Source organism: Streptomyces sp. NPDC028635 (assembly GCF_040637635.1).
GTDB lineage: Bacteria > Actinomycetota > Actinomycetes > Streptomycetales > Streptomycetaceae > Streptomyces.
In genome coordinates this window covers 15,281-40,563 of the sequence record NZ_JBEZWX010000016.1, presented here as the reverse complement: position 1 = coordinate 40,563, position 25,283 = coordinate 15,281, and the positions used below count along the sequence as shown (strand labels likewise).

Annotated in this window: 18 protein-coding genes, 1 tRNA gene and 3 pseudogenes; 14 read left to right on the top strand and 8 right to left on the bottom strand. The window is 64.8% G+C overall.

Annotated elements, in window-relative coordinates; genetic code table 11:
* Window positions 1–237: 237 nt before the first annotated feature.
* On the bottom strand, window positions 238–729 hold the full coding sequence (locus AB0E88_RS19085) for a response regulator (protein ID WP_361631720.1): 492 nt from the start codon (window positions 727–729) through the stop codon (window positions 238–240).
* A gap of 190 nt (window positions 730–919) precedes the next feature.
* Between AB0E88_RS19085 and AB0E88_RS19080 the strand changes: the two genes are divergently transcribed.
* Together AB0E88_RS19080 and AB0E88_RS19075 are read left to right on the top strand one after the other, a co-directional pair.
* Window positions 920–991: transfer RNA gene (locus tag AB0E88_RS19080), tRNA-Arg, on the top strand.
* A 496-nt stretch (window positions 992–1,487) separates the two neighbouring features.
* The gene (locus tag AB0E88_RS19075; protein WP_361631718.1) at window positions 1,488–3,224 is read left to right on the top strand and encodes an AAA family ATPase; all 1,737 of its coding nucleotides are present in this window, start codon (window positions 1,488–1,490) and stop codon (window positions 3,222–3,224) included.
* Between the two features lie 202 nt (window positions 3,225–3,426).
* Here AB0E88_RS19075 and AB0E88_RS19070 read toward each other — a convergent pair whose 3' ends face one another.
* From AB0E88_RS19070 to AB0E88_RS19050, 5 genes and pseudogenes are all read right to left on the bottom strand, one after another.
* Window positions 3,427–4,974 (bottom strand): site-specific integrase, encoded by a 1,548-nt coding sequence (locus AB0E88_RS19070; protein WP_361631716.1) that lies wholly within the window; start codon window positions 4,972–4,974, stop codon window positions 3,427–3,429.
* Window positions 4,971–5,069, bottom strand: a pseudogene (locus AB0E88_RS19065) (excisionase); the annotation flags it as partial. The gene AB0E88_RS19070 and the pseudogene AB0E88_RS19065, both read right to left, overlap by 4 nt.
* Before the next feature lie 242 nt (window positions 5,070–5,311).
* Window positions 5,312–6,037: an endonuclease VII domain-containing protein gene (locus AB0E88_RS19060; RefSeq protein ID WP_361631714.1), complete on the bottom strand. Its 726-nt coding sequence runs from the start codon at window positions 6,035–6,037 to the stop codon at window positions 5,312–5,314.
* Window positions 6,038–6,448: 411 nt separating this feature from the next.
* Window positions 6,449–7,572, bottom strand: a pseudogene (locus AB0E88_RS19055) (site-specific integrase); the annotation flags it as partial.
* A 22-nt stretch (window positions 7,573–7,594) separates the two neighbouring features.
* Window positions 7,595–8,449: pseudogene (locus AB0E88_RS19050) on the bottom strand (replication initiator); the annotation flags it as partial.
* A gap of 520 nt (window positions 8,450–8,969) precedes the next feature.
* On the opposite strand from AB0E88_RS19050, the gene AB0E88_RS19045 reads away from it, so the two are divergent.
* The 6 genes from AB0E88_RS19045 (at window position 8,970) to AB0E88_RS19020 (ending at window position 18,112) form a co-directional block, all read left to right on the top strand.
* The gene (locus AB0E88_RS19045; protein ID WP_361631712.1) at window positions 8,970–9,413 is read left to right on the top strand and encodes a hypothetical protein; all 444 of its coding nucleotides are present in this window, start codon (window positions 8,970–8,972) and stop codon (window positions 9,411–9,413) included.
* A 922-nt stretch (window positions 9,414–10,335) separates the two neighbouring features.
* Entirely contained in the window at window positions 10,336–11,811 is a 1,476-nt protein-coding gene (locus AB0E88_RS19040) for an ATP-binding protein (RefSeq protein WP_361631710.1), read from the top strand.
* 49 nt (window positions 11,812–11,860) lie between these two features.
* Window positions 11,861–14,650, top strand: coding sequence for a Z1 domain-containing protein (locus AB0E88_RS19035; protein WP_361631708.1), 2,790 nt, complete (start codon window positions 11,861–11,863; stop codon window positions 14,648–14,650).
* Window positions 14,647–15,654, top strand: coding sequence for a PD-(D/E)XK motif protein (locus tag AB0E88_RS19030; RefSeq protein ID WP_361631706.1), 1,008 nt, complete (start codon window positions 14,647–14,649; stop codon window positions 15,652–15,654). Before AB0E88_RS19035 ends, AB0E88_RS19030 begins: the two co-directional genes overlap by 4 nt.
* Window positions 15,647–17,665 carry an AIPR family protein gene (locus AB0E88_RS19025; RefSeq protein WP_361631704.1) on the top strand — a complete coding sequence of 673 codons (2,019 nt, stop codon included), beginning with the start codon at window positions 15,647–15,649 and terminating at the stop codon, window positions 17,663–17,665. Before AB0E88_RS19030 ends, AB0E88_RS19025 begins: the two co-directional genes overlap by 8 nt.
* Window positions 17,666–17,845: 180 nt before the next feature.
* The gene (locus AB0E88_RS19020) at window positions 17,846–18,112 is read left to right on the top strand and encodes a hypothetical protein (RefSeq protein ID WP_361631900.1); all 267 of its coding nucleotides are present in this window, start codon (window positions 17,846–17,848) and stop codon (window positions 18,110–18,112) included.
* Window positions 18,113–18,196: 84 nt separating this feature from the next.
* Here the strand turns inward: AB0E88_RS19020 and AB0E88_RS19015 are convergent, their stop codons facing one another.
* A complete protein-coding gene (locus AB0E88_RS19015) occupies window positions 18,197–20,173 on the bottom strand; it encodes a DNA cytosine methyltransferase (protein ID WP_361631702.1) in 1,977 nt (658 codons plus the stop codon).
* 484 nt (window positions 20,174–20,657) lie between these two features.
* On the opposite strand from AB0E88_RS19015, the gene AB0E88_RS19010 reads away from it, so the two are divergent.
* Genes AB0E88_RS19010 through AB0E88_RS18985 form a run of 6 tightly spaced genes read left to right on the top strand, consistent with a single transcriptional unit; the run spans window position 20,658 to window position 23,269 of the window.
* Window positions 20,658–21,011: an ATP-binding protein gene (locus tag AB0E88_RS19010; RefSeq protein WP_361631700.1), complete on the top strand. Its 354-nt coding sequence runs from the start codon at window positions 20,658–20,660 to the stop codon at window positions 21,009–21,011.
* Complete coding sequence (locus tag AB0E88_RS19005; RefSeq protein ID WP_361631698.1) at window positions 21,008–21,439, top strand: hypothetical protein; 432 nt, start codon at window positions 21,008–21,010, stop codon at window positions 21,437–21,439. The genes AB0E88_RS19010 and AB0E88_RS19005 overlap by 4 nt, the downstream gene beginning before the upstream one ends.
* Entirely contained in the window at window positions 21,397–22,095 is a 699-nt protein-coding gene (locus tag AB0E88_RS19000; RefSeq protein ID WP_361631696.1) for a hypothetical protein, read from the top strand. The genes AB0E88_RS19005 and AB0E88_RS19000 overlap by 43 nt, the downstream gene beginning before the upstream one ends.
* Window positions 22,092–22,559, top strand: a complete 468-nt coding sequence (locus tag AB0E88_RS18995; protein WP_361631694.1) for a hypothetical protein — start codon at window positions 22,092–22,094, stop codon at window positions 22,557–22,559. Before AB0E88_RS19000 ends, AB0E88_RS18995 begins: the two co-directional genes overlap by 4 nt.
* A complete protein-coding gene (locus AB0E88_RS18990; RefSeq protein WP_361631692.1) occupies window positions 22,541–23,074 on the top strand; it encodes an ATP-binding protein in 534 nt (177 codons plus the stop codon). Before AB0E88_RS18995 ends, AB0E88_RS18990 begins: the two co-directional genes overlap by 19 nt.
* A gap of 33 nt (window positions 23,075–23,107) precedes the next feature.
* Window positions 23,108–23,269 carry a hypothetical protein gene (locus tag AB0E88_RS18985; protein ID WP_361631690.1) on the top strand — a complete coding sequence of 54 codons (162 nt, stop codon included), beginning with the start codon at window positions 23,108–23,110 and terminating at the stop codon, window positions 23,267–23,269.
* 388 nt (window positions 23,270–23,657) lie between these two features.
* On the opposite strand, the gene AB0E88_RS18980 is transcribed toward AB0E88_RS18985, so the two are convergent.
* Window positions 23,658–24,557, bottom strand: coding sequence for a DUF3883 domain-containing protein (locus AB0E88_RS18980; RefSeq protein ID WP_361631688.1), 900 nt, complete (start codon window positions 24,555–24,557; stop codon window positions 23,658–23,660).
* Window positions 24,558–25,283: the final 726 nt, after the last annotated feature.

Here is a 25,283-nt window from a genome sequence, read left to right as displayed (position 1 = left end):
CGGGGGGTCCCGGGATGTGGACGGGGGTGGGCGTTGCGGAGGCGGCGGGCGTTTGTGGGGGAACGGGACTCGGCGAGGGGCGGCGGGCGCCCGCTGGAGAGCTGAGGCTCGGCGTGGAGGGCCGCGTGTCGGCTCCACCGGGGACGGATGCCCGTCCCGGACGCCACCTGCACCCGCCGCCCATAAGCCCTGCCACGGGGACGCGGGCTCCGTACCTCTCTCCCCCCCGCCCGACTGTCAGCTTTCGCCGAGGGCCGTGCGCTCGGTGTCGTCGGCGGCCGGGGCGTCCTCGATGTCCGAGGAGTCGAGGGAGTCACGCTCCCCCGCTCCCCCACCGAGCCCGCCCCCCTCACGGCCGCGCTCGATCAACTCCCGGACGACCCGGATGAGTTCGTGCGGCTCGAAGGGCTTGGCGAGGAACGCGTCGACACGGACGTCGAGGCCGGCGTCGACCTCGTACTCCGGACAGGCGCTGACGATGGCGACGGGCAGGTCCCGGGTACGGGGGTCGGCACGCAGCCGGGCGACGGTCCGGAGCCCGTCCAGCCGGGGCATGACGACATCGAGGGTCACAAGATCGGGCTGCACCTCATGCACAACATCCAGACACTCGGCACCATCGGCCGCGGTCACGACCTCGAGACCCTCCAGCTCGAGGTTGACCCTGATCAGTTGCCGGATGACCTTGTTGTCGTCCACCACAAGCACCCGGCCCGACGCGCCTGACACAACTTGAGAGTAGGTCCGGACCGGCCATCGCGTCCGGGTTTTGGTGACTTCCACCCCGTGCGAGGGATGTGGGCTCACGAAGCTGACGCCCCGCACCTCCGGAAGATCGACACGGCCCCCGAAACCCGTTCATGACCACCCCGTCGGAGCTGGTAGTGTTCTACCCGTCACCGCGACGAGCGGCCGACACGCCCCCGTAGCTCAGGGGATAGAGCAACGGCCTCCGGAGCCGTGTGCGCAGGTTCGAATCCTGCCGGGGGCACTCGCCTAGGAACAGCAACAATCAAGCGCTGACCAGGGCGGATGCCGACATGAAGGAGCGGGAGACAGTCTCACTATCTCCCGCTCTTTCTCGTTGTTGCGCACCGATCGCGTGTGAGGAGCGTGTGGGCCTCGCGGCTGCCGGCCACCACCCTTCCTCCTTCTCTGGCTCCCCGCCCGATCTGGCACGGTGTGGCAGGGGAGCGTCTAATCCGAAGCTCCACGCGGACCGGTCACCGACGGTCACACCGGTTACGCAACGGCCTGAGTGGGCCTCGCTGGATGCGTCCGATTGCCGTGCTCCCCTGCCGGTCCGGACAGGGAACCGGCGGAGGCTGTACATGTCTCCAGCTCGCAGGCATGTGACGGCGCCCGATCTGGGTAGGTCGCCCTTGCTCTTCGAAGAAGCATTGCCCATGACGCGGTGAGGCTGGAACGGAAGCCCAGCAACCTCTCTCATGCTATAACGGTTGTTCGGCGCACAATGGGGGGTGGACGTGAGAATCGCCGGATTCGCCGTGCAGAACTATCGATCGATTTTGAAGACCCCAAGAATTGACTTGGGTGACGTGACGGTAGTGGTTGGCCCGAACAATGAGGGGAAATCAAACCTACTCCGGGCACTCGCGCTTGGCGGGCAAATCTTGGCACGTGTCATGATCGGCCGCAGCGGTGACCTTCTTGAATCCTCTAGGTCACGCCTTACGGATTTCTACAACTGGCACGACGACTATCCGAAGAGTCTGCAGAGGGACCACGATGGGGCCACTGTAATTGACTACTGGCTGACCGATGAAGAGTCTCATATTGAGGGCAGTCGTCGATCTGACTATATTGGACCGGGTACGCCCCTAACATGGGTAGGCGAGCTCCACGTTCGGGTCATCTTGCAGGGTCGTCGAGGTAAGGTGGAAATCCACGCTGACGGATTGCCCGAAAAGCTCGACGGGCTTCAGATGCGCAGACTCTTTCAGCGCCATCTCGAAGTGGAGTATATCGCAGCCACCAGGACGGCCGACGATGCCACTCGCGTGATTCGAGATCTAGTGGCAAGAGATTTCCAGAGAGTTCTAAGGCGCGCAGAGTATAGAGACTTGACTCTCCGACTGACGGAGGCGCTAAGCCGTTCATTGGCCCCTGTGAGCGAAGCCCTGAGTACCACCATGAAGAGCTTCTTGCCGGAGGTCGAGAGTGCTCGAATCGAGTTCTCGCCAGATGATTTCTTGAATGGCATCGTGGATACGCTGCGAGTTATGGTAAATGACGGCGTGGAAACTGATTTGCAGGATAAAGGGCACGGCATGCAAAGCCTTGCTGCCCTCTCTGCAGCAAGAACTCCTGCGAGGGCGACATCCAGGAGAAGAGAAGAGGGGCTCGTCCTTGTTATTGAGGAGCCCGAGGCGCACCTGCACCCCAAAGCAGTGCATGGGCTGCGTCAGGTAGTCAACGACATCGCGGCTGCGGGGTGGGCAGGGAGCCAGGTTATCGTATCCACGCACAGCCCACTTTTGATTGATCGATTTCACATTTCCAAGAATGTGATCGTTCACGCTAATGAGGCGCATCCAGCCAAGACCCTGTCTGAACTCAGGGAAGTCTTGGGTGTGCGGGCCTCGGATAACCTTGCGTCAGCCAATCTTGTTTTGGTTGTGGAGGGCGAAAACGATTCCCTTGCGCTCGGCGCGCTGATTGCTGAGCATCACCCTGAACTTGCCCGGCACCTCTCCTCTGGCTCCTTGGCGATTGAGTACCTGAGAGGTGCCAGCAATCTGCTGCCCAAGTTGGATGCGCTACGGCAGCAGCTTTGCAAATACCACGTCTTTCTGGATCACGACCAGGCTGGCCGAGAGGCAGGAAGTCGCGCGAAAGATGCTGGCCTGCTTGCCATGCAGGAGGAGACATATGCGATCGTGCGATCAATGAGGGAATCCGAGTTCGAAGACCTCATTCCCGCCAAGCTTTACAAAACAGAGATAGAAGGATGCTTTGGCATATCCCTAGATGTCGATGAGTTTAAAAAGGGTCGGGCGAAATGGAGCACGCGCCTCGATGACGCTTTCCGTCGACAAGGGAAAATCTTCGATAAAGATGCTGAATTGATAGCAAAAGGCATCGTAGCGAGAGCCGTCGCGTCTAACCCGAAAAATGCCCTTCACCCGCAGCGGGCTACCAGCCTTGAGGCTCTCTTCCAAGCCTTGGAGAAAAGAATTTCCAACGATCCGAGCTCGCCCTAGGGGCAGAGGAGACGCAGCCAGTCATTTGCGGTGAAGAGGGGCCTCTCCTCCGGGCTTCCAGGTAAAGCAACGTCACTGTGCGATCGGCCTGAATTCCTAGGGACCGAATCGGAGGCAGGAGCGCGGGCCCGGTGGGCGGCCGGGCCGCGCGCGGTGATCGGAGCGAGCCGCCTTGCTGCGGCAGAGAAATTTGCGACTCGGTTCAGCACCCGCTCGGCGACGGTGGGAGTGCTCTATCGACAGGAGCGACACCGGGGTCGTCGGACACCGCCTCGGCACTCCCCGCCGAGAGGTCCTCCCATCCCAGGGTCTTTTCGATCTTCTTGTTGTTCTCCTCCTCGCTGTTGTCGATGACGCCCGCGTATCGGCGGTGGATGACTTCCGGGGAGTTACCAGCGCGTCGGGCCACCTCGGCTACCGGGAGGCCTGCGCGGAGCCAGTTTGTGATGCAGGTGGCGCGGAGGTGATACGGCTTCCGTGCCAGCGGCGAAGCCGCCTTGTCGGGCGGGAGCGCCAGCGGTCTGGCTTCCTGCCACACCCGCCAGTAGCTGGAGGTGCCCAGCAGGTCCCCCCGTTCGTTGGGGAAGAGCCGCCCGTCCTTGGCCGTGCCGAACTCCTTCAGGTGCGCGCGGAGCATCGCGACCAGAACAGGGGGAATGGGTACCGGCCGGTCCGTGCCCGGCTCCCGTGACTTCAGCCCCCGCCTGTCGTGTCGCTCGCCCGAATCGGTCCACTTCTTGCCCGAGATCGGACGGGTCTCCCAGAGGGTGAGCGTCCCCCATCCCTTGTCGGGGAGATGGCAGTCAGACAAGCGGAGTCCGACCACTTCGGCCGGGCGCATCGCGGCGTACAGGATGCACGCGAAGAAGGCAACCAGGCGCCGCCCCCGGTTACGGTGCACCGAGCCGACATAGGAGACAGCCGTGAGGAGCTGCCTTCCCTGCACCTCGTTGACCAGGACTCGCGGGTCCACGGAATCGCTCCCACTGGAAGTGGGGCGCTTGACTCCTGCCAGCGGATTCTCCTCCAGGTACCCCTCCTGAATCGCGTACTCCATGGCCGTGTTGAATCCGCGACGGCGACGCTTGTACGTATCCGCAGCCGCCGGCTTGCCGTCCAGCTTGAACGACAGCCGATAGTGGACGTCCCGCACCACCTTTGAGTCCCCGAGAGCGGACAGGGGAAGAGAATGGGTCGCCAGCCACGTGCAGACCTTCTCCAGGTCCGACGGGGGCTCTTCGTCCTTATGTGCCGGTACGACGGCCCACCGAACGGCACGCCGTACGTCCTCCAGGTCCGGCGCCCCTGGGCTCTCCCTCATCATGCCGAGAGCTGCGGTAGCGAGACTGTCCGCCAGCCCCTCACGCGTCTTCGCCGCGGCAGTGCGCCACCGCATTGCCATGTACTCGCGAGAGAAGTCCCACCATGACGGGTCCGGCTTGGCACTCGCCTTCTCCTCCGCTGCCCGGAGCTCCGACTCCGGTAGCCCAGTCCCCACGTCGAAGGCCTCGCCTTTGCGCATGGCTCGCCAGAGTTCCGAGCGGCGGCTCTCGGCGAGCGCCGACGTCGTGAAAGTCGCGTGGCGGACCTTTCCAGCGACCACCCAACGAAGTTGGTGAGGCGCCGTCTTGCTGGAGATCTTGCTGACTTTCCAGACGCAGACGTCGGTGGAAAGGGTGGGCTCTTCAGGCCCGGCCGGGCGCTCGCCTTTACGAGCGCCCGGAGTTGCGCCGGTCTTGCGATTGGTCACGCGGCTTCCTCCAGAGCTGCAATCCACCGCTCCAGTTCCGAACGGCGGATCCGCACCGCGCCGTTCGGGAGCTTGATTGCCTTCGGGCCCTTCCTGCCGGGGCACCCAGCATGAGGTGCCCAAAGACCCCGTCACCAGCGGATACGCTGAGGCCGGGGTCTTCGCTTATGTGCAGGCATGTGCCGTCCGGAGCGGCCGTTTGCCGGGGTCTGTGGACGAGGCGTGGACGGGATCTTGGAGCATCGCCGCAGGTAAGGCTTTGAAAAGCGCGAGGCCCCTGGACGGGGTGCAGGAGCCTCGATCTAGCAACTTCGTGGTGACGACCTCAACCAGGCCATCACTGAATCTCCTCGCTCGGAGAGTCCAGAGGTGCGAACGCCGCCAGATAGCCGCGCGCCGCTTGCAGGCGCTTCGGGTCATCCCGGAAGTGCCCCAGGCCGAGATTGCAAGTGTGGCAGAGTAAGCCCCTGACCTGCCCAGTCGTGTGGGAGTGATCGACGCATGGGGTGAGATCACGTACACCAGGGTTAAAAGTAGTTGCACAGATTGCACAGGAGAAGTCTTGAGTCACAAGCAGGGACTCAAAGTCTTCAGTGCTTAGCCCATAGTTCACACGCAGCCACCGCTTACGCTCCTTCTCAGCGAAACATTTCCGGCAGACACGCGCCTCCCCGTTCCAGTACCAACCGACCTGCTCATACAGGTGGCCGTTCACGCACTCAGGTGTTTCCTCCCAGGGCTTCCGACGACGCCACTCATGTTCGCTGAGATCCTTCCCTGCTCTACGCAGGTGCGACGCGACTTGGCAAATCCTGCAGATACGACGCCCCTTGGCATCGATGTACAAGTTTTCATCACTCCACTCGTGCCCGTTCGCACAACGTTCGAAGTGGTCTTCCCGCCGCTTTCTCCCCTTGTATTGCCCGGCATCGCCGAGCGGCTCACGTCCAGGTCTCGGCTTCGAGGTCTCAAGATGGGCTGGCGCAAGACACCGCTTTTCTCCGCATGTTTGTCTGACCTGCTGGCCCTTGCGGAGCTCATCACCCGAATGCTGTTCATACATCCACCTATGCAACAGAATTTGGCGAGTCTTCCCTTCCTCTCTCCATAGTCTGCGATCCATGGTCTGCGGTCTCCCCTCCTTACTTATCGCTCCCTCCCACAGAAGACACTCCCCCGATTCCGCGCAATTGCTTAGAATAAAGTGGACTGTGACATCTTCTAGTTCCATCCGTCGGTACTCAGTCGTCCCGTAACGCGCGTTTCGGCGGTAGCACGGCTGACACATTCCCCTGCGGAGGGGTTTGTACGGCTTGGCGCATGCTGAGCACGCCTTCTCTTCGATCACAGGTATATGACTCTGACGTTCCATGAGCAGCAGTATTGCCCAGCAGCGAAACTTTGACCGCGAAACCCCAGAAAACGGCAAGGCTCCTGGATCACCGCAGGGGCCTTGAACGGCAGAAGTTGGGGCTCAGTCGTACTCGCGAAGCAGGTCCTCGATGCGCCGGTTGGCGACGTCTTGCCGTCCGTCGAGGCACTTCGCGTACCGGGTCAGCAGCACCTCAACGCTGTTACCACCGCGCTCGGCTACCTCGGTGGGATCCACTCCCGCATTAAGCCACGTCGACAGCGCCGAGTGCCCAAGGTCGTACGGCCTGCTCACAAGTGGCGAGGCCGCGACGGCCGGCGTAAGCGCCAAGAGCCGAGCCTCCTGCCACACGCGGTAGTAGGTCGAGGACGGGACGACTGAACCCTTCTCGCTGAAGAAGAGCCGCCCGTCATCCGCCGTGCCGAACGTGGCCAGGTGCTCGCGCAGCACGGCGACGAGCTGGGGCGGGATGGGCACACGCCGAACGTCCTCAGCCGGTCGATTCTTGAGCCCGCGGTCGTCGTGGGTCTCCCCCGAGTCCGTCCACTGCTTGCCGACCGAAGGGCGGGTGCGGTGAAGCAGCGCCGATCCCCAGCCCCGCTCAGGGAGGACAAGGTCAGTCTCGACCAGGCCGACCGCCTCAGCGGGCCGGAGGCCACCGAAGTACATCGCCGCGAACAACCCGACGAGACGCCGGCCGCGAGCACGCCGGTAGCCGCCGACGTAGGACATTGCCGCCAGGAGATTGCGGGCCTGTTCCGGGTTGGCGACAACGCGCGGATCGACCTGGTTCGAGACCTTGGGCTTCTGCCAGCGAACCGCCGTGATCGGGTTCTCCCGCAGCTCCCCCAGGTCGACCGCATAGTTCGCGGCGTTCACGAGGGTCCGCCGCTTCCGTCGCACAGTCTCAGCGGCTGCAGGGGTGCCATCGAGCTTGAGCTTCAGTCCGTCGAGCACCGCACGCGCCGTCGCCGGTTCGGCGAGATCCGCGAGCGGCCTGGACGCCTTTGCCACCCAGTGCAGACGCTCTGGACGTTGTCCGGCACTTCCCTGTCGTTCGGACCTGGCAGCACGAAGGCCCAACTGCGCAACGCCTTACGGATCTCCTCGTCGGACGGCCATCCCGGGCGTTCCACGAGAAGTTCCATGGTCACGCTGGTGAGGGATTCGTTGATGCCGTCTCGCGTATTGGGCGCCGCATAAGGCCACTTCATAGCGAGGTACCTGTCTCGTCGCGGCGGGCGTCCATGTCGGTTCTCCTTCCGTTCCGGGGGCGGGTTCGAGTGAGGCGGCGAGCCACGTTTCGGCGTGAGACAGGCCCGTTCCGGCGAACACCCAGTGGGCGAGGTCGAGCGTGGTTTCACCGTCCTGCGGGACGGGCGGCGCAGCTTGGGCACGGCGCCACTCGGCACGGGCGTCACGGAGGGCGCCGAGGGTGGTCGAGTAGCGACGGGACTAAGTCGAGAAGTGGCCGCGGAAGCCGAGCATGTGAGCCCAGGCACGAAGCCGGAGGCCTGCCAACTCGGAGCGTGCCCCAAAAGTCCACGCGGTGCGAATCATGCGCCGGGCGTGGTCCGAGATCCGGGCTTGCGCCAGCTCGGCGAGGAAGCGGATCGTGCGATCCAGGGTGCCGGTGGCTGTCTCAGCGCCCTTGGTGGCGTGCTTGGCGATGTACGCCGCTACGGCTCGCTCGGTCAGCTCCTGGCCGTCGTTGAAGTCGGCGGAGCCGATCGGACGGACGTCGAGCTGACGGCCGAAGACGAAGCTGTGGGTACGGCCGTCGATCTCTGGTCCGGCGACGCGCGCAGCGGTGGCAGCGGCCCGGATGGCGTCCGTCAGCAGCTCGGCCGACGCCCATGCCGGGGGCGCGGTGCCTCCTCCCTCCGGGCCGTCGAGGCGGATGACCGCGTGGAAGTGGACGGCACCACGCTTCTGATACTCGGCCACCTTCGCGGAGGAGACTCGGGCGTAGTGCCGGAACGCGCGCTGCGTGAGACCGGCGCGCTTGGCGACCTCCCGACGGTGGTAGATCAAGAAGCGCCGCCACAGGGCACCGGCGTGCGCGTTCCAGAGAACGGCTGCCTCGTAGTCGTACGTATCCGGGTACCTCGTTGGTGGAGCTCTGTCGCTCGGCCCCTCAGAGCCGGCACAGGGTTACTGCGGCTGGCATCGTTGAGGACCCACACCGAGGGCGCAGGGCCGAGGCGGACAGTGGTGGTCCCATTCGACAGGGAACCTCGCCGAGGGGGGCGCACGAGCCCATCCGCTGGGCCGTCTGTGGGCCGTCCGAGGCCGCTCAATGACGACCGATGGCGAACTACTAACGACGGTCGCAGGGAACGCCGGCCCCAGGTCACCCAAATGGATCTGCGACACTCATAGCACCATGCCCAAGCCTGGAGAACTCAGCGGATGCGAGCTGATTCAGGCACCGCGAGCCGCGCCATGTGAGTGGCTAATGCGTGACAACGCCGACGGACTACCACGGACGAGCGCGAACGTCCGCGGACCATGAACGCAGGTGAGAAGCGCAGCAGCTCAAGGTAGCGCCCCCACCCAAGTCGCTTCGGGACGAAGCAGTCGTCGACTAACCGCACGCATCGCAAATGCCTGTCGAAGGCAGTTGGACGAAGCAGCGCTCACAAACCCGGGCAGGCTTTTCAGGGCGCTCGCGCTGGCGCTCGACGGCGGCCCGCAGTCTGGGAGCGAGGGCCGGCACACCACCGCCAGGCGGCATGGTCGCCCCAAAGTGGCGGTAGCAAGCAAGGCGGGCTTCGGCAGCGTGATGCTCGCGTTGCAGCTCGTCATCTACCGGCGGCTCTCCAGCGACTGCCAGAACTTCCTTGTAGCCACTGCCTACCTTGCCGTCGTCTGTATGGACCACCAGAGCCGTCAGTGGTGGGTCGCCGCGACGGTGGGCTTCACGCACCACCCGGCCCAAGATCGGACCGATCCAGTTGTGCAGGAGAGTCTTGGTCCGGATGCCAGTCCGGCCCTGGATCTCCTCCGCCAACTCCTTGTAAGTGATTACGGCATGATATGTCTGCGCTACACCTATGAGGATTAAGTACGCCTCTGAGCCCCAGGCTTCGCGTGCCTCTTGGCCCGTCGGCTTGTTGATGCCGACCACAGGCTCAGAATCCCTCTGCTTCATCCCCACCCCGTCGTGCTCTCGATCGTTGGCACTCTCTTGCATCCTTCCCTACGGGAGGACGACGGCGCCATGACTCTGTGCGTGCTCATCGCCGTACGCCAACCGGTACACAGCAGCATCGGCAACGATCGAGCGATCCGACGCCTCAGATCAGCTACGGCCCAGCTTCGAGGCAGCCGAGTACGACCAGGCCGAGCCGACCTGATCCCTGCGGTACAGCAGCGAAGTACAGCAACCACGACGACCGTAGCTGGCCGCCAGCACCCTTCAATGGCCAGCTGAGCAGCTAACGCGACCTCAACGACTTCTGGGCCGACAGGTCGAGACGAAGACGTCGTGCCAGATCCCTGCCAGATCGTGCTGGGACACACGGGGAACAGCGGCGATTGGCCACGCGTGGGCCCCGGGCTCCAACGCCACTCGGTCGCAGGTCAGTGAAGCAACTGTTGCCAAGGAACCCAAGCTTCCCAAGCTGAGAGCTCGAATGCCAGCACCTGCGTGCTTCCATGCGCCCCCAGTACGGAACCTGTGAGGCTGTCGGTGTGCCACTGTGATGTGTCGCCGAATCTTCTGCGCTCCTCCAGTGTCCAGGCCGCCCCCGGCGACTCAACGGCCTACGCGTTATGCCTCGCAAAGCTGGTGGGCAGTGCTCACAGAGATCACTTACGCGAGACAAGTCCCTTCGGTAGCATGCTCCGAACGGGGGATTTCGGCTGGTGTGGGTCAAGCAGCAACACGCGCACCACACAAGACCCGAGAGGCCCTGTCACATGCCGCTCCGCGGAGCACACAGGCGAATCGACCGCACAGGACTCACCGGGTACGGAGCGTAAAGATGGACTTCGAGGTCGCTGCTCCCGACCCTGCTGGCATGGTGGCGTCGCTCAGTTCGCTCGGCTACTCGCTTCCCGCCGCCGTCGCAGACCTCGTGGACAACAGTGTCTCAGCAGAGGCCAAGAACATCGACGTCGACTTCACCTGGGACGGACAGAACTCCTGGGTCGCTGTGACGGACGACGGCAGAGGGATGACGGAGCCCGAGCTGGTGACCGCCATGACGGTGGCGGCCCGCGGGCCGTCCGCCGAACGGAGTGCTACGGATCTCGGCCGTTTCGGTGTGGGGCTGAAGTCCGCCTCCTTCTCCCAGTGCCGCAAACTCACCGTCGCCACGGTCAAGGACGGGACCTGGCACGTCCGGACTTGGGACCTCGGTGTCGTGGAGCACCACAAGGAGTGGCGGCTCCTCCGTGACCCCGGCGATACGACCACGACTCTTCTGCGCCGGATCGCGGGAAGCATGCAGCACGGGACCGTTGTCCTGTGGGAGCAGCTCTCCGGCTACCACAACACCGCCGTGACCAGCGATGATGAAAAGACGCAGGCCCAGTTCTATGCGGAGGCGGAACGCACCGAAGCCCACCTCTCGATGGTCTTCGCCCGTTTCCTGCAGCGCCCGGCCCGGTGCCGGATCCGGGTGCGCGGCTCCGCCCTCTCCCCGTGGGACCCGTTCCTGTCTACGCACCCGTCGGTCCAGCGGATCCCCTGGGAGCCTCTGCCGCTGGGATCGGAGTCGGTACGCGTGGAGCCCTTCGTCCTCCCCACGTCACAGCGCCTATCGGAGGCCGAGTACGAGTCGGCTGCCGGGCAGATGGGGTGGCTAGGGCAGCAGGGGTTCTACGTATACCGCCGTGACCGCCTGATCCTGGCCGGTAACTGGCTGGGGATCCGCGGCCTGCGGCGCGAGGAGAAGTACAACCTCGCGCGGATCGCTGTGGACATCCCTGCGGAGGCCGACACCGACTGGGGCGTGGACGTGCGCAAGGCGAGCGTCGTTCCGCCCGTCTCATTGCGGCGTCACCTGGAGAGGATCGCCAGGTACACGCGCGAGGCGGCCTCCCGCTCCGCACGGCAGCGTGGTCAAGTGGTTTCCCGGGCGCACGGTGACCCCCTGAAGTTCGCCTGGAACGTGAAGCGCCACGACGGCCGGATCGTTCTGCGCATCAACCGAAAACACCCCTTGGTGAAAGCAGCGATGGACGACCAGGGCGGCAACCCGGACGTCGTCCGCTCGATGATCCGCCTCCTTGAGGAAACGGTCCCGGTCACGGCGCTCCGCATGCTCCACGAGACCGACATGGTCGACGACCCCGAGCCCTTCGGCGGTCCGGGGCCGGCCGCTCCGGAGACCGTCGACATCGCCCGCCAGGTGTACGAAGCGCTCCTTGGGCAGGGCCGCTCCCCTGAGGATGCCCGGGGAGTACTCAGCTCCATGCCCCCCTTCGACGAGCAACAAGGTTTCTGGAACTCCTGACCCACCTGGTAGTCCCCACTCCAAACCGACCCGGCCGCAGGAGGTCGCTGTGAGCACCACCCCCGAAGACAATCTCGAAAAGGCCGAGCAGACCGCGGTGCTGCTCCTGCCCGGTGACCGCCAGGCAACGCCGGCCGAGGTGGACTTCGCCGTGAACACAGCGGTCAGCATCCTCGCTGCCCAGGGGATCACAGTGGAGCGGGACCAGGTGCGGAAGGTGCTCGAAGCCCGGGCCACCGTGTTCCAGGCCGATTCCTCCGCGATGAAGGACGACGAGGGGCACGTGCCCTGGCTTGCCGACGCGAAGGCCGACCGGAATTGGGACTTCTGGGACCGCTACCGGCGCTACCTCCTGACCGTCTCCAAGCTTCCGACGCAGGTCGTGCGCCGACTCGACCAGAGCACCGACGACGTCCTCGGTGAGCTGGAAGACCCTCAGCGGGAAGGCATCTGGCGCCGGACCGGGCTCGTGATCGGACAGGTCCAGTCCGGCAAGACGGGGCAGTTCATCGGACTCGCCGCGAAGGCAGCCGACGCCGGCTACCGGCTCATCGTGGTGTTCGCCGGGATCCACAACGACCTGCGCAGCCAGACCCAGCTCCGTATCGACGAAGGGCTCCTCGGGTTCGACACCCAGTACCAGTTCCGCTCGGACGACGACGCGCATCGTCATATCGGTGTTGGCGCGATGTCGCACGGCAAGCGCCTGAAGGCCGCGTCGCTCACCACCAGCCACGAGAAGGGGGACTTCGCCCGCAAGACGGCGGTCTCCGCGAACGTGCCCGTCGGTAGTGTCCCGGTGGTCCTGGTGGTCAAGAAGAACCGACGGATCATCGACAACCTGCGGGACTGGGTGATCGACAACCACGGCGTGGAGGACCCGGAGACCGGCCGGATGGTCGTCCCCGACCTCCCCCTGTTCGTGATCGACGACGAAGCCGACAACGCCGGGGTGAACACGTCCAAGGACCCCGACACCAACCCGTCGGCGATCAACAAGGCCATCAGGCGGTTGGTCAACAGCTTCACGAAGGCGTCCTATGTCGGCTACACCGCGACCCCCTTCGCGAACATCTACATCAGCCCCGACACGGACCACGACGAGCTGGGCCCCGACCTCTTCCCGGAGAGTTTCATCCGCACTCTGCGGGCGCCGTCGAACTACCTTGGTCCGGAGCGTCTCTTCGGTCTGCAGACCGACGGCGACGAGGAGGACATCGAGCCGCTGCCTCTCATAAGGCACATCAAGGACACGGACCTCTGGGTGCCGGACAAGCACAAGTCCTACCACCAGGTTCCGGACTTCCTACCCGAGTCGCTGCAGCGAGCCATCCGGTCCTTCGTCCTGACCTGCGCGGTACGTCGAGCGCGGGGGCAGGTCGCCGTGCACAACTCCATGCTGGTGCACGTGACCCGCTTCACAGCTGTACAGCAGCAGGTCCGCGAGCAGATCGACGCCCACGTGCGCCTGCTCTTCGACGTTCTCCAGGACAGGTTCAGCAGTGCCCGCGAAGAACTCGAGGAAGAGCTGCGGGAGCTCTGGGACGAGGACTTCGTCCCCTGCACCGAGGACATGACCGGGGGCCGGCTCGACTGGGAGGACGTCGAACCCCATCTCCACGCCGCCCTTGCGAAGATCACCGTTATGGCCGTCAACGGTGCCGCAAAGGATGCCCTCCAGTACTACGAGCGTCGGGAGACCGGCCTGTCGGTCATCGCCGTGGGCGGCGAGAAACTCTCCCGCGGTCTGACCCTCGAAGGGCTGTCGGTCAGCTACTACCTGCGTGCCTCCAAGACGTACGACACCCTGCTGCAGATGGGCCGCTGGTTCGGCTACCGTCCCCACTACGAGGACCTGTGCCGGCTGTACACGACACGTACACTGCAGCGCCAGTACGCGGAGATCACCGCGGCCACCGACGAACTCCGGCGCGACGTCGAGGAGATGTCCGCGGTGGGGCTGACCCCCCGCGAGTACGGACTCAAGGTCAGGACCTCGTCGCTCGGTCTCGGCATCACGGCCTCCAACAAGATGAGGCAGGGCACGCGTGTCCGCCTCAGCTACTCCGGTGAGCTTCCCGAGACGACCATCTTCGACCTCTCCGAGAAGGTGGTTCGCAAGAACTACGACCTCCTCGAGTTGTTTGCCGCGCGCCTCGATGCACTCTCAGCCGGGAACGTGGACGAGCGAAGCGGGAGCGTCACCTGGAGTGGGGTCGCAGCCTCGGACGTCACCGAGGGTTTCCTCGACTCCTATCTCACCGACCGGCAGGCCCAGCGGGTGCGGCCGGCCTTCATCGCAGAATACGTGCGGCAGTGCGCCAGGCAGGGCGAGCTCGGCAACTGGACGATCCGCCTCGCGAGCCGACTGCCCGAGGGCGAGCCGGCCGAGATCGCGGGCCATTCCATCGGCCTCATCACACGCAGGCACTCCAAGTCCTCGGACGTGGTTCCCGGCCGCTACACGATCAAGCGCGTCCTCAGCCCTGCCGACGAGCTCTGCGACCTGACCGAGGAACAGTACGACCGGGCCCTGAAGGCCACGAAGGACGCCGCGAAGGGGAAGTTGAACAGGAAGGGCGAACCGCTGGACCCCGACACCCCCCGAGGCCGGCCTTTGCGTCACCAGCGTCGCTCTGACCAGCCGTTGCTTCTGCTGTACCCCCTCAGCCCTGCCGAGGTGGCCAAGTCGTCGGGGAGCCCCGAGCCGGTCGCTCCGCTGGTCGGGTTCGCCATCAGCTTCCCGTTCTCCCGCCACCAGTTGAAGACCGAGTACGTGGTGAACGACATCTGGTTCAAGCAGGACATGGAGTTCGACGACTTCGAGGACGAAGAGTGATCGACGAGAGTGTGTGGCAGGAGCTGGAGGCCCACCAGCAGACCCCGGGTAGGTCCACCCGGCGGCTCCACCCCGACTCCCCGCACGACATCCAGGTGTCGGTGACGCACCCTGCTCTCCGGCGGATGCTGTTGCTCGGCACCGACGCCAGGACCGCCGACACCGTACGTCAGGAGATCCACGAACTGCCGGCCACCCGAGGTCTGCAGCTGACCCTGTCGTCGGTGTCCGGCAACCAATACGAGCTCCAAGTGATGCTCACCGACGACGAACTCACCGAGGTCTTCACCCCGCTTGTCACCGACATCGCTGAGGTGGTGCGGGACGCGCCGACAACCGAGACGGCGGCGGAGGCCGCGATTCGCCGCTACGTCCGGTGGCAGCAGCTGCTGCGCTCCGTATCGCGCGACGGACTATCCCGACAGGCTCGGTGCGGTCTCTTCGGTGAACTCCACTTCCTTCTTGAATACGTACTTCCGGCTGTGGACCAGCACACGGCCGTCAGCTCCTGGACCGGCCCCCGGCAGACGAACCAGGACTTCCAGCTGCCCGGTGCCGCGGTCGAGGTGAAGGCGACCACGGCGCGCTCACCCCGAACGGTCCAGATCGCGAGTGAGCGACAGCTGGACACGGTCGACTCGACGCCCCTCGCACTGGCTCACGTGGTCCTCGACGACCGGCAAAGTGGGCTCGGCAGGAGTCTGAACGCCTTGGTGGACGAGATACGGGCCCGTCTGACCTCGCCGTCCGCCGCCCAGCGCTTCGAGGGTCTGCTGGTCCAAGCCGGCTATCTGCCGAATCAGCGGGACCTCTACGACCACGACCGTTACACCTTGCGTCGCAGCGAGTTCTGGATGGTCGGGGAGGGTTTCCCCCGCATCGTCGAGGCCGAGCTGCCGCCCGGGGTGGGCAACTGCACCTACACCATCGACGTGTCGGCACTGACCGCCCACAGCGTGGCCGCCGAAAAACTCGTCGACCTGATCCGAGGAACCCATGGCTGAGCACGACCTCAACGACTACTCGCGCGCCCTGGTAACCGACATCCAGGCGCTGGCGGACGCCCAAGGCGGCTCGATCCCGAACACGTTCACCCAGCACGTACTCGAGATCCTCGAGGAGGCCGGGGTCGTCACCGACGCAGCGCTCGCCTACCACTCCTCCCGGGGGCTGGAGATCTACGGCTACGGCCTGCCCGAGGACGGGTCCAGCCTCGATCTCTACACCACCGACTTCAACCTGACCCCGTTGAGCAGCAAGCTGACCAAGGCCGAGTCCGACAGGCTCTTCCGCAGGCTGTTCGCGTTCCTGGGCAAGCACGGGGCCATCCGCTCCAACCAGGAGGACAACACCGACGTGCACGACATGTGCGTCGGTGTGGAGAAGGCGCTGTCGGAGGTTCCGAAGATCCGCCTCTTCCTCCTCAGCAACCGGGTCAGCACGACGAGCGCCCCGGGGCCCGGGGAGTTCGAGGGGATCCCTGTCACGCACGAGCTCTGGGACCTTGCACGGCTCCACAGGCACGAGACCTCCGGGAGTATCGGCGAGCCCATCAAGGTGACCTTTGAGCGTCCTCTTCCCTGCCTGGCGGCGCACAGCGAAGAGCCGAACTACTCGGTCGTCCTGGCCGTCATCCCCGGCCGACAGCTTGCCGAACTGTACAGGGAGCACCGGACCCGGCTGCTCGAACTCAACGTCCGGTCCTTCCTCCAGACCCGTGGTGGCGTGAACAAGGGCATCCGCGAAACCTTGTTGAAGGATCCGAGCCGCTTCCTCGCCTACAACAACGGCGTGACCGCCACTGCCTCGGACGTGGACTTCGAGACCGACGAGCACGGCAGTCCCGTCGCCATCAGGAGCATGACCGGCCTCCAGATCGTCAACGGCGGTCAGACCACCGCCTCGCTGCACCACGTCCTGACTCATGACAAGCGGGACCTGGACGGCGTCCATGTGCAGATGAAACTCACGATCGTCGATCCCGCCTACCTGTCCGAGATCGTTCCGAGGATCTCCCAGTACTCCAACACCCAGAACAAGGTGACGTTGGTCGACTTCAGCTCGAACCACGAGTTCCACGTCGCCTTCGAGCGTGTCTCCCGCAGCCTGTGGGCCCCTGCGACCGACGGCAGCGGTCAGGAGACGCGATGGTTCTACGAGCGGGCGCGGGGTCAGTACACCGACAAGTCCGCCGAGCACGAGACCCGCGCCGCCCAGCGCAAGTTCAAGCTGATCACGCCGAGCCGGCAGAGATTCAGCAAGTCCGACCTGGCCACCTTCGTGCACTCCTGGGAGCAGCTCCCGTACTGGGTGAGTCGCGGCGCCCAGAAGAACTTCGCCCACTTCATGGAGCGGATCGAGAAGTCCGATCCCGTCGTGGACGTGCAGTACTGCAAGCGCGCCATAGCCACCGCACTCCTCTTCCAGGCTGCCGACCGGATCGCCCGTGCGCACTCGGCCGGCAGCCACAAACGACTGATCACGACCTACACGGTCGCCCGGCTCTCGCTCGCCGCCGAGAAGCGGATCGACCTCGACAGGATCTGGAATGAGCAGGGCATCACGGACGCCCTGGAGGACGCCCTCGACGACCTCTGTCCCTTGATCATGGAGACGGTGATCTCCGGCGACCGGCACGTGTCGGAGTGGGCGAAGAAGCCCGACTGCTGGGACGAGGTTTCCCGCATCCCGTGGACGCTTCCCGACGCGCTGGCCGCCGAGCTCACAGCCGAGCCGTTTGAGATCGCCTCCCCCGAGAGTACCGAGTCCGACGAGGCCGAAGCCGCCGTCGAGGACATCCCCAGCGGGGAGTGGCAGGCTCTGGCGGACTGGGCCCGCGAAGGCCGGGTTCTGCGCGCCGTGGACAGGCAGCTCGCCGACCATGTCGCGCAGCGTCTGGCCCAAGGGCGGCGGGTCACCGGGACCAAGGCCAGGCAGGCGATGGAGGTCTACGAAGAGGCTCTGCGGCACGGGTTCCACCCCGAGCCCGTCGGTCTCGACCACGACACCGAGTGAGAGCGGCAGTCCCGCGCAGCCGGGGCTGCCGCTACAGGGTTTCCTCCCGCAACAGGTCGTTGATCGTGTCTTCTGCCCGCCTCAGCACGATGCGCCCGTCCCCGTCACTGAACACGAGCAGCTTGGTACCCGGGCTGATGCGTCCGGGACACCTAACCGGAAAAGACACTCAGGAGCGCCATCCACGCCCTCGGGCTCCGCTTTCGGCTGCACCGTAAGGTCGCTCCCCGCTGCACGGCGGACTTCGTGCTGCCCCGGTACTCCGTCGCGGTCTTCGTCGACGGTTGCTTCTGGCACGGCTGCCCGTCCCGCGGCACACGGCACTTCCGCGGGCCGAACGCCTTGCGCTGGGAAGCCAAAGATCACGACCAACATGGAAAGGGGCGCCAGGAACACCGAAGCAGCGAGAGACGCCGGATGGACCGTAGTGCGCATCTGGGAGTGTGAGGTCTGGGCCAACGCCGGGCGGGCCGCCCAGCGCATCGCCCACGTCGCACACCTCAGCGGCCCTGTTCTCCCGGGAAGGGCCTTTCAGCCTGTGGTCACCGCAACGTCCAAGGTGGCTTCGGTTCCCTCGTCCTCATGCGGACGGGTCGGGCAGTAGTCGCTCAGCGGGCAGCTTCCACAGAACGGCTGCTTGTCACGACACAGGTTCTCGCCGATGAACCTGATGGCGGCCATGCGCACCGGTGCGTCCCGGCCGGCGCCGAGAAGCTTGATGAGGTTGAGTCGACCCTCGGTCAGTCGGTTGGTTAGGTGCGATTCGTTCTTCTGAACCCTTGCAGCCACCCGCAACGCACTCTGGCCGACCAGCATTATGTCGCCGCCGGCCAGCAGCCTGAACAAGGCGAGCTCAGCCGGCTTGAGCCCCATCACCTTGCTGTGATCAAGAACCGAATCCGCGTTCACCCAGACCTCGGGCTTGTCGACGACCGGACTGAGCCTGCCCTCCAGACGCTTGCGGAGTGCTGTTGTCGGCGCTGCGTTCACGAGGGCGAGATAGACGTCCTGCGTCAGTTCCCTGTGCCCAGCGACCTCGTCCATCACGTCGGAGAGCTGCTTCGGGTGCAGCTTGCTTCCTGAGAGCACTGCCATGACGAGAGCCCCGAGCGGCTTCATCCTCCGGCCACCGGGGAACTGGTACCACTGCTTGCCCGCACGCTGCTCCTTGGCCCAGCGGGTCAATTCCTCACGTACCTTCGGCCACTTGTCCGCGGCCTCGTCCCCGGCGGGAACATCTTGCGGCAGGAGAACCCGGGCCGCGGCTTCGCCCAACAGTGGGGGAACCGCGTTGCCGATCTGGCGAAAGGCGTCACTCCGCGTACCCGCGAACCGAAAGCGGTCCGGGAAGGTCTGGATCCTCGCAGCTTCACGCACGGTCAGCGTTCGCGCCTCTTCAGGATGGATGTACCAGTAACCGTCCTTGGCGATGTGCGCGGTGATGGTGCGACTCAATTCATTCCAGTCCAATTTCTTGTACTTGTCGGTGAATTGCTCCGCGTCGTACCTCTGGAAATCCTTCTCGTCCTCTTCCAGTTTCTCTTCGAGCTCGGAGTAGAGGGTCTTGGAATCCATGACCGTAAAGATCCTGAAGTCGTCCTCACGAACCCGCCGCGTCATGTGGTCGTGAATTACGCCCTTGTCTGCCCTTCTGCGCATCTCCTTGGCGAAGGAAGAGGGCTTCGGCTCCTGCTGCTCGTCATAGTCGCCGACTCGGGCACCCACCGCTTTCAAAGGCTCCGGATTGAGTGCAGGAAGGTCGCCGATGGCATCCCGAAGGGTGGTCTGTTTCGTCGGCTTGCCCCACGCGAAGGCGCCGCCGTCTCTCCGTGCAAGGAGGATCAGACGCTTCCTGTGCTGCGGCACGCGATAGTTCCACGCATCGACGAGACGCACCTGGGTCACATACCCGAGACTCTCCAGCTTTGCCTCGATGATGCGGATCACACTGAAGTCATCCCCAAGCCCCATGTCGGGGACGTTCTCCATCAGGACGGCACGTGGAAGGAGCCGCTCGACCACATCGACGTAGGCGCGCCAGAGCTCCTTACGGAGATCGTGCGGGTCACGGTTGTGGTACTCGACCAAATGTCGGATCTTGCTGCGTCCGGCACGACTGAACGGCTGGCAGGGAGGGCCTCCTGCGACGATGTCGATCTCGGCGCCAGAGTCAAGGATTCGCTGAACGAATTCGCCTCGCTGAATGTCATCCCCGAGGTCGACGCAGAGACTCATTCCCGGAAAGTTCGCTGCATGCGTCTCGCGAGCCCGCTCGTCGAAGTCTACGGCCGCAGCGGTGGTCCATCCGGCCCGTTCAAGGCCCAGACTCAGCCCGCCAGCACCGGAGAAGAGGTCGACAGCCAGGCGTTTGTCTTTTCCGTAACCGGACTGGACCCATTTCCTGAAATCGTCCGGCTCACAGTGGTGCCTGTGCTTGTCCAGTTTGAGGTAGTCGCTCCGCTCCAGGGGCACGCCATACGTGCTTTTTGCCCCCTTCTCCTTCGCCACGACCCACTCCTCCGTACCTGACGACCTGAACGACCTCCAGGAGATCACGCACGACGCTGCGGAGGCAAGGCTTCCGGCCGGTCCACGCCGCCGCAAAGTCTCGTCTGTCACGCGGGTGACCTGCCTGGTGAACACTGCTGTTCACTCACCGTGTCCCATTGGTAACTTGAAGCAGTGCTCTACTCTTGAGCCACCCCATGTTAGAGGACACCACCCCTTGGGTTACTCCTCGGGACTCCCCCGTTCCGGTGCGATACGTCCACGAACGTCACCTGTCTCAACGAACCCCCGAACCAGAAGACACGTTCGAGCACAGGGGCTGCGCCCCTTTCGCCGGGTGCCGCAACCCACCGTGGACCGCTGCCCCGGCACGTACTGCCCCAAATGTTCTGAGCAGCGTTTCCAGAGCCCTCCCCGCCGTTAAGATCGCCAGCTGGTGCTCCTCGGGCGGGGGTGCGGGTACGAAGCGGTCAGAGGGGCGAGCGTGGACTCCGAGAACACACAGACGTTCCTACGTCCCCGTGCGCGCCTGATGAGCACACTCGGCGAGGATCTGATCATCAACGAGCGGGTGGCGCTCACCGAGCTGGTCAAGAACGCCTACGACGCCGATGCCAGCCTGGCTGTGATCAGGTTCAACGGGCCGTTGGAGGAGGGCTACGGTTCCATCGAGGTGTGGGACGACGGACACGGCATGTCCCCCGAGACCGTCCAGGACACCTGGATGGAGATTGCCACACCGTTTCGGCACCGTGCTCCGCGCAGTGAGCAGTTCGGGCGACGCGTTCCTGGCGCAAAGGGGGCGGGCGCTTCTCCGCAGCCCGCCTCGGCGCCGTGACCGCGATCAGGAGTCGCAAGGCCGGCGGCCCCGAGGTGAACATCCGGCTCGACTGGAGCGACTTCGCCGCCGAGAACGCCTACCTCGACCAGGTACCGGTCCAGTGGAACGTGGGCGCTCCCGAGGTGTTCGCTGACAACGGCCAAGCGCGTCGCCTCTTCGACGAGGCGACAACTGCTTTCCGCACAAGCGAGAAGCAGGGCGCATGGATGGGCTCTCACGGCACCCTCGTCCGGCTCGAAGGGCTTCGGCAGGGCTGGGGGGCCGAGTCGGTGGAGAGCCTGAAGCGGTCCCTGTCCCGACTCCTCCCTCCTCCCCCTCCTGCGGAGCTGGACGTACCCGACCAGCCGGACTTCGCGATCTACCCCTCCTTCCAACTATGCCGTTGGACCACCACACCGGTTTCGTCGGGGCCAGCGAAGCTCTAGCGCATCCGCACTACCGCCTCATAGGGACCATCGACGAAAGCGGTCTCGCCGACCTGACCATGACCAACCTGACGTCCGGGCAGTCGGAGACCCTGAACCGGTACCTCTTCCCGTCGCATGGGAGGGCACCCAAGTGCGGTCGCCTGAAGTTCGACCTCCATACCTGGGACCTCGACTCGGCGTCCTTCAAGGAGATGCTCAACATCGACCTCGGGGCCCGCAACATCACCGAGGTCCGTAAGCTGATCAAGGACAACAGCGGTGTCGCCCTCTACCGGGACGGCTTCCGGGTGCAGCCCTTCGGCGAGGTCGACTTCGACTGGCGGGGCTTCGACCTCCGCCGTGTGAACAACCCCACCATGCGGTTCTCCAACAACCAGGTCGCGGGTTTCGTGTACATATCGGCGGACGGTGACCCCGGGCTTCGGGACCGGTCGCACCGGGGAGGCTTCATCGACTCTCTGGAATACGAGGACCTGAAGGGCGTCCTGACCCAGGCCGTGAGCCGACTCGAGACCTGGCGCTACGGGCTGCGCCGTCCGAAGCGAGAGAGCCGCGAGTCGGATCCAATTACGGTGGACACCCCATCCAGAACTTCACGCTCTCGCCCGTCCGGGACGTCGTCAACTCGAAGTACCCGGAAGACACCGAGTTGAGCCGCGCACTGGAGGAGGCTCAGGAAACGATCGACGAGAGCGTCGAGAAGGTTCAGGAGGTCCTCTCGCAGTTCTCCCGCCTCGCGACTCTGGGAGCGCTGGTCGACGTCGTACTGCACGACGGTCGAACGGCACTGACCCGCATCGCCTACGTCCTCCGCCGGCTGAACAAGCTGGTGGGCCGCAAGCGGGAGGAGGACGAACAGCTCGCCTCCGCTCTCGCGAAGATGCACGTCGACCTCACCGCGCAGGAACAGGCTCTGGACCGGCTCTTCACCCGCGTCGAGCCGCTGAGCGGCAGGCGGCGAGGCCGTTCCCGCGCTCTTTCCCTCCAAACCGCGATCGACGACGCCGTCGCGGTCCACGAGGCCACGCTCGAGAAGCACGGGATCACCGTCAGCGGCGAGGACGTGACAGTGACGGCTGACCCGGTGACATCTCCCAGGTGGTCCACAACCTCGTAGGGAACTCGATCTACTGGCTCTCCACCCTGCCCGAGGGGAAGGAGCGCGCCATCCTCATCGAGACGAGGCGGACGCCCGAGGGCAAGGTCGAAATCGACGTGAGCGACCGCGGTCCCGGAGTGCGTGAGGAAAGCCAAAACTCGATGCCACCGGTCACGAAACACGTGACCGCCGCAGACGTTCTGCGGGATCCCCAGGACGGCTGGTGGGTCGTCCTCACGCCTGCATGCGACCTCTACGGGGACTTGCCCAGCGGCGGCAATCGAGCGGCCAAGGCCGAGTACGTGCGTATCGCCAAGGCGGTTCCGTTGAGCGAAGCACCCTTGATCGCTCGTTGGATCGAGGCCGGATCCCCCGGCAATGAGAGCCGGGAGCGGAACGCGGCTCTGGAGATGTTCCGCGACAACAACGCCCGTTACCGGATTCTGCCCAAATACCTCGACATCCCGGACCTCTTGGTCGACTTCGAGATCGTGCAGTCTGTTCCGTTGGCAGAGGTTCGCTCGTGGACCTGAGTCGCCACGCTGGACAGCCCGTTCGCCGAGGCCATGCTGACCTCGCACGGGCACACGGTGGCCAGGATCGGCACCCCGGTCGTCGACTTCGAAAACATCAAGCAGTCCCTCGGGCTTGACGGAAAGGGGAAGGCCGGGGACCAGAACTCGGTTCCGATCCCTCGTACCACGACGAAGGACGCCAAGCAGTCCTGATTCCCGGCCCGGGTGATCAGCCTGTCGGCCATCTCGCCCGCGCGCTGGATTCTGAAGCGTGGCTGAGCCCGAGCGTGTCGGGGATCTCAAACGGCAGAGTCGTGGCGTCCTGTGGTCCATGGCGGGCGAGCTGTCGCATGCTCATCGGCTTGTGTGCCACTGATGCGAAGTGATAGCGGCTTGTGGACTATCCGTGGACGAGTGATCGATAACCGATGGGCAAGATGCCCGTGACCTACGCACACGCCTGAGACCGAAGCCCCCTCCGGAGGCGCGTGCGTAGCTTCCGGTAGTCGGTGGCGTGTTCCGTAAGCCGGTGCCTGGCTCCCCCGCTCTCGGCGCCGTAGGACCATGCAAGGGAGGGAGCCGGAAAGGGGGGATCTGGCGTTCAGGCGAACGGCAAGCGGTATTCGAAGCTTCGTGGTCTCAGGTCTTCTTCGGCGGGTGCCCAGTCATGGAGGTGCAGGATCCTGCCGCCGCTGGTCGTGTAGTTGTCGATCTCGAGGTGCACCTTTATGTCGCTGACCACGAACAGGTCCACTGTGTTCTGCGGGTCCCGTGCGTGTTCGACCTCGTTGATCGTCAGGTCGACGCTCGTTGCTGCGCCTGTCGTGCCCTTCACCTCGACACGGCGCTCTTCCCGGCCACGAGTGCAGTGGAGGTCGTACGGCTTGCCGAGGCGTTCGACCGCCCAGCCCTGCCTTTCGTAGTGGGCCACGGCCATGTCTTCGGCGTGCAGTTCGATGGCCTTGCGCTTCTTGGGGTCGGAGACGAAACCGGCGCCGCCGGAGGGTGCCTTGGCCGCCTTGGGCGGTTTCACCTGCTCCGCGGTGAAGCCGGGCGCCCGGTTGAGGGGCACGGTCTGCTCTTGCGACCAGTTCGCCGGGATGCCGGCGGCATCTAGCAGCGGCTGCGGGTCCATGTCGACCAGCAGGCCTATGCCTCGTTGGGTGCCCGAAACACGTATGGCGTCACTGGCAGTCAGCCCAAGCGGCCCGTCCTCAGCCAGAGAGACGTCCTTGAGCACGGCCAAGGGCTCGATGCCGAAGCGCACCGGGTACTTGATCGCGTTCTCCGCTTCCTCGTCGGGCCAGTGAGGAGCCCTCGCCTCGTAGAAGTTCTCACGTACTTCGAACAGATAGAGAGTGATCGTCTTCGTGGTCCACGCGTCGAGCTGCACACGCGGGCCCGCTCCGGTGGCCAGCACCGCGAAGCGTGGGCGTGCGAAGCGGTACTCGGGTTTCCAGAGCGGGAAGCCCCACGAACGGGTCTCGATGCCGTACTGCAAGTTCCGCTGGCTCTCGGGAGATTGTCCTACGTGCACCATCACGAAGGAGGCCGTCCGTGGGGAGCGAGGGAGAGAGGAAGGTGTCTCTTCGTTGCCCACTTGCCTCGACGAATGCCTTCCTCCGCGAGCGCCTGCCTTTGAGTCGACCCCGACGGTCCACTGAGCCTCTTGATCGTTCCGCATGGTAGTCAGATTTTCATACAAGTCCCGTCAGCAGTCGTCTACTTGCGCATCCGCAGCCGGACAAGGGGCGCGTCGGGCGCGGCAATGGGGTCGCCCAAGCTGCCTCGCCGCTTCGGCCACCCTCGCTCCCGCCATCACCGGCTGCTGCTGCCGCACCTCCGAGGACTGCGGTCCACATCACCCACCCAAAGGTGACGCCGGCCACACGTGGAGAGGGAAGGCGTCCCGCACCGAAGGCTTGATGGCGCGTGGCGCGAGATCGCCGGGCCGGGAGCCCCTCGGCGCGCACTCCCGCCAGCGCCCCCTGCCCGCCGTCACGGTTCAGGCCGAGCCTCCTAGTGACTTCACTCACGTCCGTAATGTCGGAATCGGTGCAAGTCAATATATGTGCATATGACCTGACTTCTCGTCGGGTGTGCGCGTCTACACCAGCCATGTGACCCAGTTCGCAGATTCAGTTTTCAACTGTGGCTTTTCGTTCGTTCGCCCGCTTCACTCATTCCCGTCCGCTTTACGCCAGTTCGGGCTCAGGAAGTGTGGTGC